The organism is Streptomyces cyaneofuscatus (genome assembly GCF_000718135.1).
Lineage (GTDB): Bacteria > Actinomycetota > Actinomycetes > Streptomycetales > Streptomycetaceae > Streptomyces > Streptomyces cyaneofuscatus.
This window is the reverse complement of the sequence record NZ_JOEM01000006.1, coordinates 208,795-224,927: the sequence shown is the minus strand read 5'-3', so window position 1 is coordinate 224,927 and position 16,133 is coordinate 208,795. Positions and strand designations below refer to the sequence as shown.

16 protein-coding genes are annotated in these 16,133 nt (G+C 70.1%); 11 read left to right on the top strand and 5 right to left on the bottom strand.

The window, feature by feature from the left end; all coding sequences use genetic code 11:
* The first annotated feature begins 3 nt into the window (after positions 1–3).
* Entirely contained in the window at positions 4–1,617 is a 1,614-nt protein-coding gene (locus tag IF17_RS0112380; RefSeq protein ID WP_032771882.1) for an aspartate aminotransferase family protein, read from the top strand.
* 72 nt (positions 1,618–1,689) lie between these two features.
* Here IF17_RS0112380 and IF17_RS0112375 read toward each other — a convergent pair whose 3' ends face one another.
* The gene (locus IF17_RS0112375) at positions 1,690–2,121 is read right to left on the bottom strand and encodes a PPOX class F420-dependent oxidoreductase (RefSeq protein WP_030565108.1); all 432 of its coding nucleotides are present in this window, start codon (positions 2,119–2,121) and stop codon (positions 1,690–1,692) included.
* Positions 2,122–2,171: 50 nt separating this feature from the next.
* Between IF17_RS0112375 and IF17_RS0112370 the strand changes: the two genes are divergently transcribed.
* From IF17_RS0112370 to IF17_RS0112350, 5 genes are all read left to right on the top strand, one after another.
* The gene (locus IF17_RS0112370) at positions 2,172–2,528 is read left to right on the top strand and encodes a MerR family transcriptional regulator (protein ID WP_030565106.1); all 357 of its coding nucleotides are present in this window, start codon (positions 2,172–2,174) and stop codon (positions 2,526–2,528) included.
* Between the two features lie 248 nt (positions 2,529–2,776).
* Complete coding sequence (locus IF17_RS0112365; RefSeq protein ID WP_018514188.1) at positions 2,777–4,048, top strand: aspartate kinase; 1,272 nt, start codon at positions 2,777–2,779, stop codon at positions 4,046–4,048.
* The gene (locus IF17_RS0112360; RefSeq protein ID WP_030565104.1) at positions 4,045–5,118 is read left to right on the top strand and encodes an aspartate-semialdehyde dehydrogenase; all 1,074 of its coding nucleotides are present in this window, start codon (positions 4,045–4,047) and stop codon (positions 5,116–5,118) included. Before IF17_RS0112365 ends, IF17_RS0112360 begins: the two co-directional genes overlap by 4 nt.
* Before the next feature lie 300 nt (positions 5,119–5,418).
* The gene (locus tag IF17_RS0112355) at positions 5,419–6,081 is read left to right on the top strand and encodes a SigE family RNA polymerase sigma factor (RefSeq protein WP_179115509.1); all 663 of its coding nucleotides are present in this window, start codon (positions 5,419–5,421) and stop codon (positions 6,079–6,081) included.
* 59 nt (positions 6,082–6,140) lie between these two features.
* The gene (locus tag IF17_RS0112350; protein WP_030565100.1) at positions 6,141–7,355 is read left to right on the top strand and encodes a hypothetical protein; all 1,215 of its coding nucleotides are present in this window, start codon (positions 6,141–6,143) and stop codon (positions 7,353–7,355) included.
* A gap of 109 nt (positions 7,356–7,464) precedes the next feature.
* Here IF17_RS0112350 and IF17_RS0112345 read toward each other — a convergent pair whose 3' ends face one another.
* On the bottom strand, positions 7,465–8,352 hold the full coding sequence (locus IF17_RS0112345) for an SURF1 family protein (RefSeq protein ID WP_030565099.1): 888 nt from the start codon (positions 8,350–8,352) through the stop codon (positions 7,465–7,467).
* A gap of 91 nt (positions 8,353–8,443) precedes the next feature.
* Positions 8,444–10,285 carry a S9 family peptidase gene (locus IF17_RS0112340; protein WP_030565097.1) on the bottom strand — a complete coding sequence of 614 codons (1,842 nt, stop codon included), beginning with the start codon at positions 10,283–10,285 and terminating at the stop codon, positions 8,444–8,446.
* Between the two features lie 144 nt (positions 10,286–10,429).
* Here IF17_RS0112340 and IF17_RS0112335 point away from each other — a divergent pair, with 144 nt between their 5' ends.
* Both IF17_RS0112335 and IF17_RS0112330 read left to right on the top strand, forming a co-directional pair.
* Positions 10,430–11,272, top strand: coding sequence for a class I SAM-dependent methyltransferase (locus IF17_RS0112335; RefSeq protein ID WP_030565095.1), 843 nt, complete (start codon positions 10,430–10,432; stop codon positions 11,270–11,272).
* 48 nt (positions 11,273–11,320) lie between these two features.
* A complete protein-coding gene (locus IF17_RS0112330; RefSeq protein WP_179115508.1) occupies positions 11,321–11,731 on the top strand; it encodes a nuclear transport factor 2 family protein in 411 nt (136 codons plus the stop codon).
* Positions 11,732–11,806: 75 nt separating this feature from the next.
* Here IF17_RS0112330 and IF17_RS0112325 read toward each other — a convergent pair whose 3' ends face one another.
* Positions 11,807–12,613, bottom strand: a complete 807-nt coding sequence (locus IF17_RS0112325; RefSeq protein ID WP_030565091.1) for an SGNH/GDSL hydrolase family protein — start codon at positions 12,611–12,613, stop codon at positions 11,807–11,809.
* Between the two features lie 389 nt (positions 12,614–13,002).
* On the opposite strand from IF17_RS0112325, the gene IF17_RS0112320 reads away from it, so the two are divergent.
* The 3 genes from IF17_RS0112320 to IF17_RS1000000139720 all read left to right on the top strand — a co-directional run bounded on the left by IF17_RS0112320 (position 13,003) and on the right by IF17_RS1000000139720 (position 14,954).
* The gene (locus IF17_RS0112320) at positions 13,003–13,482 is read left to right on the top strand and encodes a hypothetical protein (protein ID WP_051883968.1); all 480 of its coding nucleotides are present in this window, start codon (positions 13,003–13,005) and stop codon (positions 13,480–13,482) included.
* Positions 13,479–13,811, top strand: a complete 333-nt coding sequence (locus tag IF17_RS0112315) for a transcriptional regulator (RefSeq protein WP_030565087.1) — start codon at positions 13,479–13,481, stop codon at positions 13,809–13,811. Before IF17_RS0112320 ends, IF17_RS0112315 begins: the two co-directional genes overlap by 4 nt.
* Before the next feature lie 888 nt (positions 13,812–14,699).
* Entirely contained in the window at positions 14,700–14,954 is a 255-nt protein-coding gene (locus IF17_RS1000000139720) for a hypothetical protein (protein ID WP_237667106.1), read from the top strand.
* A 638-nt stretch (positions 14,955–15,592) separates the two neighbouring features.
* Here IF17_RS1000000139720 and IF17_RS0112305 read toward each other — a convergent pair.
* Positions 15,593–15,835, bottom strand: coding sequence for a hypothetical protein (locus IF17_RS0112305; protein WP_030565085.1), 243 nt, complete (start codon positions 15,833–15,835; stop codon positions 15,593–15,595).
* Positions 15,836–16,133 lie beyond the last annotated feature (298 nt).

The following is a 16,133-nucleotide window of genomic DNA, read 5'->3' as shown; positions in this document are numbered from 1 at the left end:
GAGATGAACCCCGTGGTAGAGAAGCTCGAACTTGCTGAACCGCACCTGGCGAATTGGCTGTCCACGCTGGGCCTGGACGTCGAGTACGTCCGATCCGGTGGAAACACCCTTTTCTACCGCCGGGCCGATGGGGCGGAAATACCGGTGCTCGACCTGGTCGGCGGCTACGGGTCGGTCGTCCTCGGGCACAACAACCCCGAGATCGTGGCGTACGCGAAGTCGCTGCTGGACGGAGGGACGCCGGTCCACGCCCAGTTCTCGCGCCACCCGTACGCCAATGACCTGGCCTGGAAGATCAACGGCATCATCCACCGGGAGTTCGGCGACCCCGAGCCCTATTCGGCGATCTTCGCCAACAGCGGTGCCGAGGCCAACGAAGTGGCCGTCAAGCACGCGGAACTCGACCGGGTGCTGAAGCTCGCCGAACTCCTCGAAGGGGTCGCGGCCCACGCCGAGGAGGCCAGGGCCGCCGCCGGGACGGGCGCGCGGCTGGAGGTCTCCGCCGAGGCGCTCGCCGCACTCGGTGTGGAGGGCGACCCCGCGCGGGAGGGCGGGGAGGGGATCGAGCGCGTGCTCGCCGCCGTCGACCGGGTCAACGCCGAACGGGCCGGCACGGCCCCGGTGTTCCTGGCGCCGGAAGGCTCCTTCCACGGGAAGCTGATCGGCAGCGTCCAGTTCACCCACAACCCCGGCTACCGCACCCCGTTCACCGCGCTCGCCGCCCGGTGCCGCTTCGTGGACGTCAGCCGTCCCGAGGCGCTGACGGAGGCCATCGACGAGGAGCGCCGCTCCCTGTTCGACCTCCAGGCGGAGGACGGGACGGTCCGCGTCGTCGAGCGCGAACTGCCGGTCATCGGCGCGCTCCTGCTGGAGCCCATCCAGGGCGAGGCCGGCATCCGGGTCTTCGACCGGGAGACCGCCCGCCGGATCCAGGACGCCTGCGCCACGGCCGACATCCCGATCGTCGTCGACGAGGTGCAGAGCGGCATGGGCCGTTCCGGGGCCTTCTTCGCCGCCTCCCACATCGGCCTGCGCGGCGACTACATCACCCTCGCCAAGAGCCTCGGCGGCGGCATCGCCAAGGCGGGGCTGACCCTGGTGCGCGGCTCCCGCTACCGTACGGACTTCGAGCTCGTCCACAGCTCCACCTACGCCAAGGACAGCTTCTCCACGCTCGTCGCGGCCAAGACCGTCGAGCTGCTGGAGGCCGACGACGGGAAGGCGTACCGGCTCGCCGAGACGCGGGGCAACCAGCTGCTGGCGGTGCTGGAGGGGCTGCGCAAGGAGTTCGGCGACATCGTCGCGGACGTCCGGGGCAGGGGCCTGATGCTCGGCCTGGAGTTCCACGACCAGTCCGGCTCCACCTCGGAGATCATCCGGGAGCAGGCGGGCGCCGGACTCCTCGGCTACCTGTTCTCCGGCTACCTCCTGCGGGTCCACTCGCTGCGGATCTTCCCGACCGCGAGCGCGACCAACACCCTGCGCTTCGAGCCGTCGGTGTATCTGACCGACGAGGAGATCGCCCGTACGGAGGCGGGACTGCGCGGGCTGATCGCCGTACTCCGGGAGCAGGACGGCGAGACGCTCCTCCATGGCGGAGCCGCATCGGCCGGATGACACCGAACCCTCCTGCCCCGCGCGGTCCGGTCGACGGACCGTGCGGGGCAGGAAGCTGTGCGCGGCGTGCCGTCAGGACACCCGGGCGCCGTACACGTGGTCCACGGTCATCGTGATGAGTACCCGGCGGCCCGACACCATCGCCTCGCGGTACTCGTCCCAGTCCGGGTGCTCACCGGCCGCCTTGCGGTAGTAGTCCACCAGCGCCTCGACCTCCGGGCCGTGCGGGTCCTCGCCCGGCCCGGTGAGCGTGGCGACGCCCTCGGCGGTGGCCCACTCCCACCCGTCGGAGCTCAGCACCATCAGCGTGGCGCGCGCGTCCCGGCGCAGGTTCGCCGTCTTGGCCGTTCCGTGACTGGTCGATACATAGATGACGCCGGCCTCCTGGTCGAAGAAGGGCTGGACGGGGGAGAGCTGGGGCCGGCCGTCCGACTTGACCGTCGCGAGCGTGCCGAGACTGCTCTTCGCGAGGAGGGCGTGCGGGTTGAAGGGTGTCGTGGTCATGGGGGCATCATCAACCTTCACACCGGTATGAAGGTCAAGGAGGAACAGGCATGTTGATCGGGGAACTGAGCCGGCGGACCGGGGTCAACGCACACCTTCTGCGGTACTACGAATCCCAGGGACTGTTACGGCCCACCCGGAGCCCCGGCGGATACCGCGAGTACACCGACGACGTCGTCCTCACCGTCACCCAGATCCGCAACCTCCTCGCGGCCGGCCTGTCCACCACGGAGATCGCGTACACCCTCCCCTGCGCGACCGGCCCGTCACCCGAGCTCGAACCGTGCGCCGAGGTGCTGGACGTCCTGCGGGCCCGGCTCCGGGGAATCGACGCGCGCATCGACGCCCTGCTCGACACCCGCCGCTCCCTCGGCGACTACATCGAGGCCACCGAGCGGCGCCGGTAGGCACGTACTCCGCCCGGCGCCGCCCGGCTCGCGCATTCCCCCCTGAAGGTGTGGGCTGGAACGTGTGGGCTGGGACACAAAAGGGAGTGCGCTCCTCCGGGATGGGCAGCAACTCCTTACGAGCGGTTCGGGTCGACACGCCGTACCGGGTTGTGGGCGGGACATCTCACCATCTGGTATGGACGGGTCGATTCCGGGCTGCTCGTTAAACTGAGCCGACCGCAGTAATGACTGAGCGAGGAGCGCACGTGGGCCTTGTCGTGCAGAAGTACGGAGGCTCCTCCGTAGCCGATGCCGAGGGCATCAAGCGGGTCGCCAAGCGAGTCGTCGACGCCAAGAGGAACGGCAACCAGGTGGTTGTCGTGGTGTCCGCGATGGGCGACACGACGGACGAGTTGATAGATCTCGCCGAGCAGGTCTCACCGATCCCTGCCGGCCGTGAGTTCGACATGCTGCTGACCGCCGGCGAGCGGATCTCCATGGCCCTGCTGGCGATGGCGATCAAGAACCTGGGCCACGAGGCCCAGTCGTTCACGGGCAGCCAGGCCGGTGTCATCACCGACTCGGTCCACAACAAAGCGCGCATCATCGACGTCACGCCGGGCCGCATCCGGACCTCGATCGACGAGGGCAACATCGCCATCGTCGCCGGGTTCCAGGGCGTGAGCCAGGAGGGCAAGAACATCACCACCCTCGGCCGCGGCGGGTCGGACACGACCGCCGTCGCGCTGGCCGCCGCGCTGGACGCCGAGGTCTGTGAGATCTACACGGACGTCGACGGCGTCTTCACCGCGGACCCCCGGGTCGTGAAGAAGGCGAAGAAGATCGACTGGATCTCCTTCGAGGACATGCTGGAGCTGGCCGCGTCCGGCTCCAAGGTGCTGCTGCACCGCTGCGTCGAGTACGCACGCCGTTACAACATCCCGATCCACGTCCGCTCGTCCTTCTCCGGACTGCGCGGCACCTGGGTCAGCAACGAGCCGCAAGGGGACCAGAAGGTGGAGCACGCGATCATCTCCGGAGTCGCCCACGACGTCTCGGAGGCCAAGGTCACCGTCGTCGGCGTCCCGGACAAGCCGGGCGAGGCGGCCGCGATCTTCCGCGCCATCGCCAACGCCGAGGTCAACATCGACATGGTGGTGCAGAACGTCTCCGCCGCGTCGACCGGCCTGACGGACATCTCCTTCACCCTCCCCAAGGCCGAGGGCCGCAAGGCCATCGACGCCCTGGAGCGGGCCAAGGGCTCCATCGGCTTCGAGTCGCTGCGCTACGACGACCAGATCGCCAAGATCTCCCTGGTCGGCGCCGGTATGAAGACCAACCCGGGCGTCACCGCCGGCTTCTTCGAGGCGCTCTCCGACGCGGGCGTGAACATCGAGCTCATCTCGACCTCCGAGATCCGCATCTCGGTGGTCACGCGGGCCGACGACGTCAACGAGGCCGTGCGCGCCGTGCACACCGCCTTCGGCCTCGACAGCGACTCCGACGAGGCCGTCGTCTACGGAGGCACCGGCCGATGACAGCACGCCGCCCTTCGCTCGCGGTCGTCGGTGCGACCGGGGCGATCGGCGGCGTCATGCTCCGGATCCTCTCGCAGCACGCGGACGTCTGGGGCGAGGTCAGACTCGTCGCCTCACCGCGCTCGGCCGGCAGGAAGCTGGTCGTGCGCGGTGAGGAGAGCGAGGTGCTCGCGCTCGCCGAGGACGTGTTCGACGGCGTGGACGTGGCCCTCTTCCTGGTGCCGGACGACGTGTCCGCCCACTGGGCCCCGATCGCCGCGGCCAAGGGCGCCGTCGTCATCGACGACTCGGCGGCCTTCCGCCTCGACGACGACGTACCGCTGGTCGTCCCCGAGATCAACGCGCACGCCACCCGGCTCAGACCGCGCGGCATCGTCGCGTCCCCGAACTGCACCACGCTGTCGCTGATCGTCGCGGTCGGCGCGCTGCACGCGGAATTCGGGCTGCGCGAACTGATCGTCTCCTCCTACCAGGCGGTCAGCGGCGCGGGCCGCGACGGCGTCACCGCCCTGCGCGAACAGCTGTCGCTGGTGGCCGGTACGGAGCTGGGCACCCACCCCGGAGACGTACGTCGGGCCCTCGGCGACGGCGCCTCCGCCGCCGGAAGTCCGTTCGCGGCACCCGTGGCCCTGAACGTCGTGCCCTGGGCCGGTACGGACGCCGGCAACGGCTGGTCCTCCGAAGAGCTCGCCATCCGCGAGGAGTGCCGCAAGGTGCTGGGCCTGCCGGACCTCAAGACCACCGCGACCTGCGTGTACGTCCCCGTCGTCGCGACGCACTCCATGTCCGTCCACGCGCGCTTCGAGAACGAGGTCGCCGTCGACCGGGCCCACGAGATCCTGGCGACCGCCCCCGGCGTCGTGCTCTTCGACAACCCGGCGTCCGGAGACTTCCCCACCCCGTCCGACGTCGTGGGCACCGACCCCACCTGGGTCGGCCGGGTACGGCGCTCGATGGATGATCCCCGCGCCCTGGAAATGTTCATTTGCGGCGATAATCTCCGTAAAGGTGCGGCTTTGAACGTGGCGCAGATCGCGGAATCGGTGGCCGCCGAAATTACCCTCGCCTGAGCGAGCCCCTTTGATCGAACCTGGCGGTCGAACCTGTTTTGTAGGATCTGTGAACGCCCTATGAGCAATTACCTGGTCTGAACCTCTTGAGCTGGGGCGTTGTCATATCCGACGATGATCTCCCGGCCTTCTGCAACCGCACGTCGGCCGGGCAGCGTCTATGCCGTCACTTCTTGCGTGACGGGGACGCGTTTACGGGGCATTTGGGGAAGAGCAGGTACGTATGAGGGCATGTCGCACAGCGCCGAACGCGGCGCCGTACGCGTACAACCCTGACGGGGGGCAGCGTGTCCAACAGGCGTGGCAGAGGTTCTCGACATCACAGTGGTGGGCCCGTTGCGAGGCGCGACCATGCGTCCGCCCCGGCGGCCCCGCGCGCCCGGCGGCATGCCGGTGATCGCGCCCATGCCCGCCGCACGCCCGGCCCAGCTGCCCTCGCAGCGCGGGGGTGCTGACGAGACGGTGGCAGCAGGAACCACGGTCGACCATCTCACCGAGACCTACCGCGCCCACTACCGTTCGCTGCTCGGCCTCGCGGCCCTGCTCCTGGACGACACCGCGTCCTGCGAGGACGTGGTGCAGGAGGCGTTCATCCGGGTGCACTCCGCGCGCAACCGCGTCCGGGAGCCGGAGAAGACGCTCGCGTATCTGCGCCAGACCGTCGTCAACCTGTCGCGCTCCGCGCTCCGCCGCCGCATCCTCGGGCTCAAGCTGCTCTCCAAGCCCATGCCGGACATGGCGAGCGCGGAGGAGGGCGCCTACGACCAGCTGGAGCGGGACGCCCTGATCAAGGCCATGAAAGGCCTCCAGCGGCGCCAGCGCGAGGTGCTGGTCCTGCGCTACTTCGCGGACATGACGGAGGCCCAGGTCGCGGAGACGCTCGGAGTTTCGCTGGGCTCCGTCAAGGCGTACGGTTCCCGCGGTATCGCGGCGCTGCGCGTCGTGATGGAGGCCCAGACATGAGCGGGCCCGGCCACCGGCACGAGCACAGGCACGAGAATGACCCGACGGGAAACGGAATTGTGAACCACGGGCCGGAGAACACTCCGCACACCGATCCGGAGCAGCCGGACCGACCGGACGGTCCGCGCGGTCCGGGCGCTCCGGGCGGGAAGAGCGCGCCCCGAGAACCGGACGAGAGCGTCCCCGCCGACTCCGCGGACTCCTCCGCCGGTACGCTCACCGACCTCTTCGCGGGCGTCCGGAGCGGGCTCGGAACCGGTGACGGCGAGCTGGACGAGGCCGCCCTGCGCCGGATGCTGCACGGTGCCGTGGGGGACCTCGAACCCTCCGACCGGACCCTGGAGCACCTCCAGCGCGCGGTGCCCGCCCGGCGCGCCCGCCGGCGGCAGGCCGTCGTCGGCGCGGCCGCGGCGGCGCTGCTGATCGGCACCGCGGTCCCCGCCTTCGTGCACGTGGCGAACTCCGACGGCCCGGCCACCGCGTCCCCCGCCATCGCCGGACACGGCGAGCAGGCCCAGGGCGGCAAGGGGGCGGAGCCGGGGCCCCAGGCGCCGGGCGACCGGACCGTGGAGCCCACCTACCAGGAGAGCCGGGGCAGCGTCGGCGAACCGCAGCCTTCCGAGGAGAACCCCTCGGCGGACCGCACGGAGGACCCGGTGGATGGCGCCACGACGGGCGGCCCCTCCACGCCCCCGCCGGCGGATCTCGCCGCCCTGCCGGTCTGCGACCCGGGCCAGCTCGGCGTCGCCTCCGCGGGAGCGGGCACCCCGGGCGCCGACGGCACGGTCTACGGCAGCTTCAAGATCGCGAACGTCTCCGGCGCGGACTGCACGGTCAGCAGCAACGGCACCGTCGGCTTCACCGCCCTCGGCGCCGCCGACCCACTCAAGATCAACGTCATCCAGCACACGGCGGGCGACGCGGCCCCCGGCCTGCCCGACCCCTCGCAGGAGCCGGGCACGGTGCTGCTGAAGCCCTCCATGGCCTACGAGGTGCAGTTCGCCTGGGTCCCCGACGACACCTGCCCGACCGTGGCCCCCTCACCGACCCCCACCCCGTCGCCGGACACGGGCACGAGCACCGGGGGATCGACGGGCGAGAGCTCCGGCCAGTCCGGCACCGACACCCAGTCGCTGCGGGAGGACGGCTCCTCGGCGGACGGCAGCATCGCCGTGACGCACACCCCGGAGACGGGCGCGCCCACGGCCGAGACGAAGATCGACAACGCCTGCGCGGGCACGATCTACCGGACGGGCGTACTGCCCACGTCGTAGCCGGACCACCGCCGCGACCGAGAACGCGACAGACTCACCGGGCCCCTGAGAGCCCCACGAGCTCACCGGACCCTTGAGGGCCCCACGAGCCCTACTAGCGCAACGGGCCTTACGATCCCTGCGCGGCCTTCGTCGTCTCAGACGCCGGTACGGCCTCGGCTCGCTCGGCTTTCTCGGCTCCCGCAACGCCGGCGTCGGCTTTCTCGCCCTCCTGGGGCTCCTCGCCCTCCGGCACGAGCCCGAGGGCGACATCGCGGACGGCCTCGGCCTCGCGGCGGACCAGCCGGAACCACATGAAGAGCACGAAGCCCGCGAAGACGAACCACTCGCCCGTGTACCCCAGGTTCTGGAACGCCTTGAGGTCGAGCCCGCTGCCCTGCGGGGCGGCGGCGGGCACCGGCTTCAACGCGCCACCCGCACCGCCCGCCTCCGCCTCGGGAAGCGTCACCCAGGCGTCGTACACGTCGTAGTCGACCAGGTTCACCAGGGACGCGGCACTGATCATGCCGAGCTGGCCCGCGGGGAGCCCGCCTCTGGTGTCGACGCCGTCACTGTGGATGTTCTCGGAGGCCTGGAGGTCCCCGGTGACGGTGACCTCGCCCTGCGGCGCGGCCGGCACGGGGACGCTGCCCGCGGTGCCGGGCAGCCACCCGCGTACCACCGGCAGGGCCTTGCCCCCCTCGGTCCGCAGCAGGCTCAGGACGTAGAAGCCGCGTCGCTCGTCCAGCTCACGGCCGGGGACCAGGAACTGGTCGGCGTACGTCCCGGTCGCGACGGCCGGGCGGCCGGACGTCACCTTGTCGACGGGCAGCAGCTCGTCCAGCGGCTTCGCGGCCCGGGTGCTCGGATCGGGCGCTTTCTCCGCCTGCTCGTGCGACTGCACACGGTCCTCGAAGCGGCCGAGCTGCCAGGTGCCCATGAACACGCAGAACGGGATGGCCAGCACGACGAAGAGGTTGATCCCCCACCATCGCGGGGTCAGCAGGAACCGGTACACCCCACCAAGGTACGGTTCCCCGCTCCGGCCCTCTGGAGCGGGGTCGCCCCTTTATCCGCCTCTTACGTCCCTGTGGGGGCCCGCCAGACCCTCACGCCCCCAGGACGTCACCACCCCCCAGGTGCTTCAGGGCGAACTCCAGCTCCAGCCGCACCTGCTTGATGCGCTCCTCCACCACCAGCGAGCCATGCCCGGCGTCGTACCGGTAGACCTCGTGCACCGCGCCGCGCGCCGCCAGCCGGTCCACGTAATTCTCCACCTGACGGATGGGGCAGCGCGGATCGTTGACGCCCGCCGAGATGTAGACGGGAGCGCGCACCGCGTCGACGTACGTCAGCGGGGACGAGGCCTCGAAGCGCTCGGGCACCTCCTCCGGCGTACCGCCCAGCAGCGTGCGGTCCATCGCCTTCAGGGCCTCCATCTCGTCGTGGTACGCCGTGACGTAGTCCGCGACCGGCACCGCCGCGAGACCCAGCGCCCAGGCGTCGGGCTGGGTGCCGAGGCCGAGCAGGGTGAGGTAGCCGCCCCAGGAGCCGCCGGCCAGCACCAGGCGCTGCGGGTCCGCCAGCCCGGACTTCACCGACCAGTCCCGCACGGCCGCGATGTCCTCCAGCTCGATCAGCCCGACCCGGTGCTTGAGGGCGTCCGTCCAGGCGCGGCCGTACCCGGTCGAGCCCCGGTAGTTGACCCGCACGACGGCGAAGCCGTGGTCCACCCAGGCGGCGGGCCCGGAGGCGAAGGCGTCACTGTCGTGCCAGGTCGGCCCACCGTGGATCTCGAAAACAGTGGGGAAGGGCCCATCCCCGGTGGCGGGCTTCTGCACGAGGGCATGGATCCGGCCCCCCGGCCCCTCCACCCACGCGTCCTCGACGGCCACCGAGGCCGGGGCCTTGGCGCCCGGCGGGTCCAGGACCACCGCACCGCTCGTCGACCGCACCACGGGCGGCTGCGCGGCCGAGGACCAGAGGTACTCCACCGTCCCGTCCGGCCGGGCCGTCGCGCCCGACACCGTCCCGGCGGGGGTTTCGACGCGCACGGGCTCCGCGGCCCCCGGCTCGTACCGCCACAGCTCGCTGCGGGCCTCGAAGCTGTGCTCGATGAGCAGGGCGGACCCGTCCGGATACCACTCGGCACCCACATCCCCGGGCAGGTCGACGGGGAGCGCGGTCTCCGTGCCCGCGACCGGGTCCCAGATCATCGGCTCCCACCGGCCCCGGCGCTGGTGCCCCACGAGGAGCCGGGGGTCACCGGCCACCGGCGCGAAGCCCAGCACGGCGAGCCCGAGCTCCTTGGTGCCGCCCTCGGTGTCGTCGAGCTCGGCCACCGTGGAGCCGTCGGGGCGCACCACGCGCAGGGCGGAGTGCATGGCGTCGCCGTGCTCGGTGTGCTCCAGCGCGATGAGCGTCCCGTCGTAGGACAGATCCCCCACACCGGCGGACTCGCGATGCCGATAGATCTCAACGGCTTCGCCCCCGCTCCCGTCACTGCCCGAGGGCGGCACCAGATGGATGGTCGTCCCGTCCTCATCCGTGGAACGGCCGATCACCGCGGACCCGTCGCGCCCGATGGCGAGGCCCGCCGGATACGAGGGCGCGAGGCCCGGGGCGGCGGGCTCGTCCTCCCCGCCGCCGAAGGGCTGGCGCATCCACACACCGAACTCGTCGCCGTCGGTGTCGCTGAACCACCAGATGGCCTCACCGTCCGGCGTCAGCACGCCGTCGGTGGTCCCGTTGGGCCGGTCGGTCACCTGGCGCTGCCGCCCGCTCGCACGGTCCCACGCGTACAGCTCGTAGGTCCCGGTGGCGTTGGAGACGAAGAGCGAGCGGTCAGGCGCGTCCTCGGCCCAGTCGGGCAGGGACACCCTGGGCGCGCGGAACCGCTGCTCCCACTCCGGCATGGTCGAGACATTCTCCGATTCGCTCATGCCCTCCATCCAACCCGATCCCCCGCCCGACCGGAGCAGCCCGTCCACAACCCCCTTACGAAGATATGACCGGCCCCTCCGCGATATGACCGGCCCCCTCCGCCTGTGGATAACCGCTCGCGCCCCTCCCACCCGGTGGGTAACTTTTCGGATATGTACTCCCCGACGCCGGACGACTGGCAGGACGCCAACCGCGCACGCTGGGACGAGCGCGTGCCGATACACGCGGCGAGCGACTTCTACGACCTGGAGGCGTTCCGGGCGGGCAAGGACGCGCTGCGCCCGTTCGAGCTGGCGGAGGTCGGCGACGTCACGGGAAAGACCCTGCTGCACCTCCAGTGCCACATCGGCCTGGACACCCTGTCCTGGGCGCGGCACGGCGCCGCGCAGGTGGTGGGCCTGGACTTCTCCGAGCCCGCCGTGGAGACCGCCCGGGGCCTGGCGGAATCGCTGGGCCTGGGCCCGGACCGCGCGGCGTTCGTGGCGGCCGATGTGTACGACGCCGCGACGGCCGTCCCCGACTCCTCGTACGACATCGTCTACACGGGCATCGGCGCGCTGAACTGGCTGCCCGACATGGAGCGCTGGGCCGAGACGGCGGCCTCGCTGGTCGCCCCTGGCGGCTTCCTCTACCTCGCGGAGTTCCACCCCCTCACCGACACGCTGGACGACGGGACCGGCTCGGTCGTCACCCACGACTACTTCAGCCGTGAGGCCTGGGTGGACGAGACCCCCGGGACGTATGCCGACTTCGACGCGCCGACCGTGCACAACCGCAGCGTCGAGTGGCAGCACCCGGTGGGCGAGGTGGTGACGGCGCTCGCGGCGGCCGGCCTGCGGATCGAGTTCCTCCACGAGCACGACGTCTCGCTCTTCCCGCGCTTCGGCACGCTGGAGCGCCACGCGGACGGCCACTACCGCTTCCCGGCGGACCGTCCCCGGATCCCGCTGATGTACTCGCTGAAGGCGACACGCTTCAAGCCGACCGAGGCGTAACAGCAGCGCTCCGGGCCATTGTCAGTGCCGCACGCCACACTCACTCCCATGACCGACGAGACGAGTAGAAGCATCACCACGGGCGCCCTGCGCACGGCGGTGGAGACGTACTGGGCGACGGCCGACGCCCGCGACTGGGACGCGTTCGCGGCGACGCTGGCGGACGACGTGGTGTACGAGCTCCCGCAGACCAGGGAGCGCATCCACGGCAAGGAGCGCTACGTGCGTTTCAACCAGGAGTACCCGGGCGACTGGCACATCCGCATCGAGCGGATCGTCGCCGACGCCGAGGGCCTCCAGGCGGCGGCGCGGACCGAGGTCACGGTCGGCCCGGAGGAGACACACGCGATCCACTTCTTCACCTTCGACGACCGGGGCTTGATCACCGGGGTGACGGACTTCTGGCCGGAGTCGTACGAACCCCCGGCGGGCCGCGAGCACTTGGTGGAGAGGTACTGAAGAGGCGGCCCACCCGGATCACCCGGCGAGTCGCCTCCGTACAGACACAGACACAGGAACAGGAATAGCCCCCCGCTACACCACTGACCGGAAGGCAGGCAGATAGCCGCCCGACTGCCCGGCGGCGGTGGGGTGGTACGAGTTCTGGACGGGCACGGTCACGCTGTGGAGCCAGGCGTCGCCGGAGCACAGCTCATGCCCGGTGAACTCGTCGACGACGCTGGAGAAGGTGAAGCCGGCATCGGCCGCCCGCTTGGCGAGGACCCCGTTCAGCACGTCCGACGCATCGTTGATCGCGGCCCGCTCGGCCTCGGTGAGCCCCGCGACGCAGCTGCCGGAGAGCTGGTAGAAGCGCGGATACCCGAGGACCACGACCTGGGCGGAGGGTGCCCCGGAGCGGATGCCGGCGTACAGCGAGTCGAGGCTGCCGGGAAGGGAGTTGTTCATCTCGGCGACAGCGGCGTTCACGCTGCTGATGCAGGTGGCCTCGCTCCCCAGCACGCAGTCCTGCATGACATCGGCGAACCCGACGTCGTTGCCTCCGGCCGTAACGCTGACCAGCGCGGTGGACGCGTCGAGCGCGCCCAGCTGACCACTGGCGACGGAAGAGGTGGTCGCCCCCGAGCAGGCGACGAAGGCGAACGAGGTGGGGGAGTTCGCCGCCGCCCACAGCTGCGGATAGGCGTTGGCGCTGCGACGGCAGTCGCCGCTGTCGGGGAGGTAGTCCCCGGCGCCGACACCGGAGGAGTAGGAGTCGCCGAGCGCGACATAACCGCCCGCGGCGGCGGAGTCCGCCGCGACGGCGGTCCCGGCGACACCAAGAGCGGCCACGGCGGTGAGTGCGAGAGTGGATAGGGATGCCCAGAACCTACGTACGGACATGGCTGCCGACCTTCGAAGTGTGGGGGTGGGTGGGGGGTTGAAGGTGCGATGCAGTGTCTAGCAGCTCGTGGTACCCACCGGTAATGCCCGCGCGAAAAGTCGTCTGATATGACCGGATGGTCGTTCGGCGGGTGATGCTCTGCGCGTAGATGAACCCTTAACTCCGTGGAGAAACAGGCGAGTTGAAGGAAAGGTTGTGCGCCCGCGCGCACTGTGGCCGGTGGCGGTTCGGGCCCGTACGGAGCGGAGGGCGGCCGCTGCGGGCGACGGCGGTTTCATCCGTACGGCCCAACGTGGAGGCCGCCCCTTTCCTGCTGGAGCACTCCTTCTGTGGTTATGCGGCGGAAAGTACTTGCCGTAGTGGACAGTGGTTTGTATTACTTTCCGACATGGAAAGCAGCTCGCTCTCATCGACCTCTCCCGGGCTGCCCGACGCCGAGGCGGCTCGTCGCGCGCTGGGTGAAGCGGCCGCCTCCAGGGCGCGCGTCGCCGACAGCGTGTCGAGCCCCTGGTGGTACCACAGCGGCCTCGGGCTCGCCTTCGCGTTCGTCTGCGCGGCCATCAGCCTGCGGTGGGCCGACTGGGCCATGGGCCCGTTCGTCGTCGTGGTCCTGGGGCTCGGCTGGGCTCTCAGCCGGACCAGCGGCGTCACCTTCGACCGCTATACGAGCACCCCCGACGCGGCCCGGTACTTCGGGGCGTACCTGCTGGCCTGCCTGGTGCTCGTGGCCTCCGGCATGACGCTGGAGTGGGGCTTCGACGTCCGCTGGGCCATCACCGGCGCGGGCCTGGCCGCCGGTGTGCTCACCGTGGTGATGGGGTACCGCGTCGACGCGACCGTACGCCGGGAACTGCGGGCGGGCCGGTGACCGAACCCCGCTACGACGCGGTGATCCACGCGCCGAACCGGCTGCAGATCTGCGCCATGCTGGCGGCCGTCGACAGCATGGAGCTCTCCCGGGTGCGCGAGAGCCTCGGGGTGAGCGACTCCGTCCTCAGCAAGCACCTCAAGGTGCTGGAGGGGGCGGGGTATGTGGAGGTGACCAAGGCGCGGGGGGCGTCGTACCCCCGTACCTGGATCGCGCTCACCCGTGACGGCCGACGGGGCCTGGCGGGGCACATCGCCGAACTCCGCCGCATCGTCGCCTTCGCTGACGCCCCCTCGGGAGGCGAGGGGGAGACCCCGCCGTCCGACTGATCGTTTCCGGCCGGCCGGTTACCGTTCCGCCCGCACCCACCTGTCCTTCCAAAGGTGTGCGGCAGAGCGGGTGAGAGAGGCCCAACCGGTCGGAATTCTTCCCGGACATCACCAGCCCGGACAGTGCTTTGCGGTCCGATGCGTGGGACGTGAGCTGGCGCTGGCGAGCGTGGCAGGCGCGGCGCGCACGACTTGGCGTTTCACGACTTTGCGCCTTCCTCTCCATGACCGGGCCAAGACTGGGTCACCCGGTTCAGACGACGGAAGGAAGCCCCATGCGGAAGCGAGCACCGCAATTCGTACCCGAGGGCACCCACGGTGAGGACGAGCCCTGCGGGAGGATTCGAGCACATGACGCCTGGGCGTTGGAGTTGCCGGGCTGCTGGACACGATGAACGCGAAAGCGGTGGAGATCGATCTAGGGCAGCACGGTATGCAGGCGGCACTGGCCGTCCTCTCGGGCCAGATCTGTGTGCTGGTGCGCCCAGGCCTCAGCGAGCAACAACTGCCGGTCGCAATCCGGTCTCTTCTCGCTCGATACATCCACCGCCCTGTCCCCCACCTGCTCCTCTGGCCAGAGCGGGACGGGCAAGGCGTAGTGGCGAAAGAGCCGGATGACGAGTTGTCGGACTTGGTGCTGGAAGACCCGCCGGACGTGACGGCCGATATCCCTCATCTCTACGGGAAGGAAACTGGGCGCCGAAGGATGGGTGGCGCAGCGACGAGGAGGTTCTTGCTGAGCTTCTGGAGCTCGCCGGCATCTACCTGAAGGGTGTGTGCTGGATATCCCCAAGGAGATGTACCCGTTGCCTGACGGGCTCGGCGCTGTAGTCGCCGCCGGCTGTGACGATGAGGGGTTGGCCCGCCCGCTGGTGCTTCTTTGCCGGGATGCCTGTCGGCCTCCGCGTCGACCTTCTCGGCTTCTGCCTTGTGCCGGCCGCCGACGCCGAGTACGAGGACCGGGAACCGGACGAGAACGGCCTGTTCTATGTCGGTATGGATGCGGGGCCGGTGTGCGGCCCGGGGGCTGCGCTCCTCGGTGCTCTGATGGTCCAGCGCTTGGGCCGGCGTCCGGAAGACTGCGCTTTCCGGCTCCTCGACCCGCCGGAGGATTCCGCCCCAGGGGTGGAGTCCGCCGCATGACCGCGGGTCGGCTCTGCCGGGCATCCGTCCCGTAAGTGCCTCGCCGGGTCTCTGCCCGGCAGGCTCATCGGCGACCCCCGGGGAGCCGGGTTCCGAGGCCGGCTCCCAAGCCGCCCCGGAAACCGCTCAGGGGCCTGATCCACTAAGTGGATCAGGCCCCTGAGCTGGTATTTCGGCTGTCGGGGTGGCGGGATTTGAACCCACGACCTCTTCGTCCCGAAGCAATTGGGAGGGGGAAGCTGCCCCAGGTCGGCTTGGCTGCCACCTGCGCTGATGTTCCGCAGACGTCCGTGCTCGTCCGCCATCGTTTCTCGGCGTTGTCACACAGTTAGACACTCAGTAGCCGGGACGCTCGATGCATCCTCATGCCTCGGGAGACGGTGACCTTGCTGTCGTAGGGGTCAGCTAGGTTGCGGGGATGACTGCGATGGATCCGCTTGTGCTGGCTCTTTGGCGCCAAAACTGGTGGTGAGGTGGAAGCTGTTGTTGATGTCGGCAGCGGCTGGTGGCGGCACGTCAGGAGGTGGCACCGAGTGCGCCCCGACCTAGCCCCCGGGCGAGGTGCCGCGTTTTGATAAATGAAGAACCCCCCGGCCGCCGGAAGAGCGCCGGGAGGTTCTTCTGTGCTAGGAGTCGCTTCATTCAGCGTCCCGCGCTGTCGTCCGCAGTTCCTTCTTCGCCGCTTCGGCTCGCGCCTTACGAGAGCGGTAGGCCACGACGGCTGCAGCAACCCCGCTGACAGCTGCTCCGCCGACCACTACGCCCACGGCCGCGCCTTTCGTGTACGCAGCTTTCTCAATGACGCTGATCAGCTTGTCGACGCCCCCCGCCTCAGCCGCCTGCTTCGTGATCTCCCCGTACTTCCCAAGGTTTTCTAGCATGCCCACTTCTCCCCCGGCTTCACGCGGAACGTCTCGACGTTGGAGACGCCTCCGCGGGCCCTTCGTTTGCCCTGTATCTGGCACGGTTGCGGCACGGACTTTAGCCGACGACAGTCAGCCACCACGATGGGTATGCCAACGGGCCAGGCGTGTGTATGCCTAGTGCACCCCCAGCGGCCTCCACCACGCTGCCAGCGCTGTCGACCAAAGAGAGCTACGACGGCCGGCACGTACTGACGGTGCTTGAGCCTCATGTTGGGGAGCTGGAGCGCTGCCTTGTAAGCCTGGCGCCACGCCT